This window comes from Candidatus Methylomirabilota bacterium (assembly GCA_036005065.1).
GTDB lineage: Bacteria > Methylomirabilota > Methylomirabilia > Rokubacteriales > DASRDR01 > DASYQW01.
Genome location: DASYQW010000103.1, coordinates 1 through 2924, shown reverse-complemented (window position 1 = coordinate 2924; position 2924 = coordinate 1). Strand labels below are relative to the sequence as shown.

General features: G+C 68.9%; 3 protein-coding genes. All 3 read left to right on the top strand.

What is annotated here, in order from left to right; all coding sequences use genetic code 11:
- On the top strand, window positions 1-637 hold a 637-nt coding region (locus tag VGW35_07685; GenBank protein ID HEV8307535.1), incomplete at its 5' end, for an EAL domain-containing protein.
- 128 nt (window positions 638-765) lie between these two features.
- On the top strand, window positions 766-1680 hold the full coding sequence (locus tag VGW35_07680; protein HEV8307534.1) for a cysteine synthase family protein: 915 nt from the start codon (window positions 766-768) through the stop codon (window positions 1678-1680).
- A gap of 102 nt (window positions 1681-1782) precedes the next feature.
- On the top strand, window positions 1783-2904 hold the full coding sequence (locus VGW35_07675) for a 3-oxoacyl-[acyl-carrier-protein] synthase III C-terminal domain-containing protein (protein HEV8307533.1): 1122 nt from the start codon (window positions 1783-1785) through the stop codon (window positions 2902-2904).
- The last annotated feature ends 20 nt before the right edge of the window (window positions 2905-2924 follow it).

Below are 2924 nucleotides of genomic sequence, written 5' to 3'. Positions count from 1 at the left end.
GCTGCTTCTCCCCTCGGAGTTCATTCCCGTGGCCGAGGTCACGGGCCTCATTCTGCCCATCGGCCCCTGGGTACTGCGCACCGCCTGCGCGCGGGCCCGGGTCTGGCAGGACCTGGGCCACCCCCATCTCACGGTCGCCGTCAACCTGTCGGCGCGCCAGTTCCAGCAGCCGGACCTGGTGGCCCAGGTCAAGCGGGCCTTGGAGGAGACGGGGCTGGCGCCGCGCTGTCTCGACCTCGAGATCACCGAGACCAACGCCATGTCGAACGCGGAAGCGACGATCCACACTCTTCGGGAGCTGAAGACCCTGGGGGTCCGGATCTCCATTGACGACTTCGGCATCGGCTACTCCTCGCTGAGCTACCTGAAGCGCCTCCCCATCGACACCCTGAAGATCGACCAGTCCTTCGTTCGCGACATCACCTCCGATCCCGACGACGCCGCCATCGCCACCGCCGTCATCGCCCTCGCCCATACCCTGAAGCTTCGGGTGGTGGCCGAGGGAGTGGAGACCCAGGAGCAGCTGGCCTTCCTCGCCGCCCGCCATTGCGACCGAATGCAGGGATATCTCTTCTCCCGCCCGCTCCCGTCCCAGGAGTGCGGCGAGTTCCTGAGCCGCACCGGCCGGGCTTCCTGAGCGGCGCCTTGGCGCATCGCAAGCCATCCCCGTCGCGCACGGCGATCGCCGGTCCATCGCTCGCGCGAAGTAAATCCGCGCTCGCTCATCAAGCTGGGGGGACTCTCCGGTCCCCCCAGACCCCCCCGCTGGCCCAGAGCGTCCTCGAGCTGGTTGGCGCCACCCCGCTGCTGCGGCTGAACCGCTACACCCCGCCCGGAGCGGCCGGGATCTACGCCAAGCTCGAGTTCCTGAACCCGGGAGGCAGCGTGAAGGACCGGGCGGCGCTCGGGATGGTGGACGCGGCCGAGGCCGAGGGCCGGCTCCGGCCGGGGGCCACGATCGTCGAGCCCACCGCCGGGAACACGGGGGTGGGCCTGGCCCTCATCGGCATCAGCCGCGGGTACCGGGTGATCCTGGTCGTCCCCGAGAAGTTCGTGGGACCCAAGACGGCGGTCATGAAGGTGCTGGGTGCGGAGGTGATCCTGACGCCCACCGAAGCCGGGATGCAAGGCGCCATCGCCAAGGCGCAGCAGATCGCGGCGGGGCTGCCCGGCGCCTACGTCCCTCAGCAGTTCGAGAACCCGGCGAACCCCGACTTCCACTACCGGACGACGGCGGTCGAGATCGAGGATCAGCTCGGCCGCTGCCCCGACGCGATCGTGATCGGGGCCGGCACCGGAGGGACGTTCACCGGGCTCGCCCGCTACTTCAAGGAGCGCGAGCCGCGGACGCGGGCCGTGCTGGTGGAGCCGCGGGGGTCGGTCTGGGGCGGCGGCCCGGCAGGACCACACAAGGTCGAAGGCATCGGCAACTCGTTCTGGCCGGGGGCGCTGGACCGGTCGCTCGTCGACGACATCCGTACCGTCAGCGACGAGGACTCATTTGCCGCCGTTCGAGAATTGGCTCGGAGCGAAGGCGTGCTGGTCGGGGGCTCGTCCGGGTCCGCCGCCCATGCGGCTCGCGAGGTGGCGAAGAGCCTCCCCGCATCTGCTGCGGTTGTAACCGTTTTCGCCGATGGCTTCGAGCGGTACCTCGGGAAGGGCGTTTTCGAGAACCTCTGACTCATTTCCGCGAACTTCGGACTCAGAATCGCGCGCCCCGCTTGATCGTCGCCTGAAAACGTGTAATAAGAGTTCACAAGAAACTAGGAGACGGGAGCCACTGTGAGCGGTCCCTCCCTCATCGCCGGTTCGGGTTCATTTGTCTGCACGCCCCTCGTCCGCAACGACGAGGTCCTCGCCTGGCTCCGGCCGACAAAGCCCAACGGCAAGCCCGTCCACTCCGAGTGGCTCGAGCGGAATCTGGGGATCTCCACCCGCTCCTTCGACCTCGACATGAGCACGGCCGTCAAGCGGCCTCGCGCCGAGGGTGGGATCTACGACGGCGATCTGGCGGTACGGGCGGCGAAGCGCGCCCTGGAGGATGCGGGGCTGGAGGCCGCGGACGTTGACGCCCTCGTGCACGTCTCCTGCACGCCGGACACGCTCTACTTCAACGACCACCTGCGCTTCATGACCAGCGCGCTGGGGCTGCGGCGCGATGCCCACCTCATGTACCACAACCTGGGCTGCGCCGGCCTCGCTCCCGCCTTCCATTCGGCCCGCAGCGAGCTGGCGGGCAACGGCGACGACGGCGTGGTCCTCCTCGTGGCCAGCAACTGCTCCAGCAGCTACCTGACCCGCGACACGATCCCGTTCTACATGCAGGGGCGCTACCCGTGGGCGTGGCTCAGCCCCGCCCTCTTCGGTGACGGGGCCGGCGCCGTGATCCTTCGCTCGGGGCGCAAGTCGGGGGACCGTGGTCTCGTCCACACCTGGTACGAGACCCAGCCCGACCTCGCGATCGTGCGCTACGACGCCGGAGGCGGGACGAGCCCCACCTGCGCCGACAACCTCACCGAGCACCTCTTCCTCATGGAGGCGCAGACGGTGGGCCGCTCCTTCACCCCCATCCTCTGCCGCACGTTCGAGAGGATGGTCGAGGACTGGCCGACCCGGATCCAGCCCGTCGTCGGACACGCCTTCGACGTCGACAAGATCAAGCGCTGGGACTTCCACCAGGCCAACCGCATCGCCGTCGAGCGCACGGCCCGCACGATGGGCCTCCCGGCCGAGCGCGTGCCCACCAACGTCGGCCACTACGGCAACACCTCCGCCGCGAGCACGTTGCTGCTCTTCGACGAGGACCGCCGCTCCGGGGCGGTGAAGGACGGCGACATCGTCGTCTTCCTCTGGATCGGGGCGGGCAACGGCGCCCAGTACGGCTACGCCCTCGTAGTCGCTTAGCCTTTTAACGCCGAGGACGC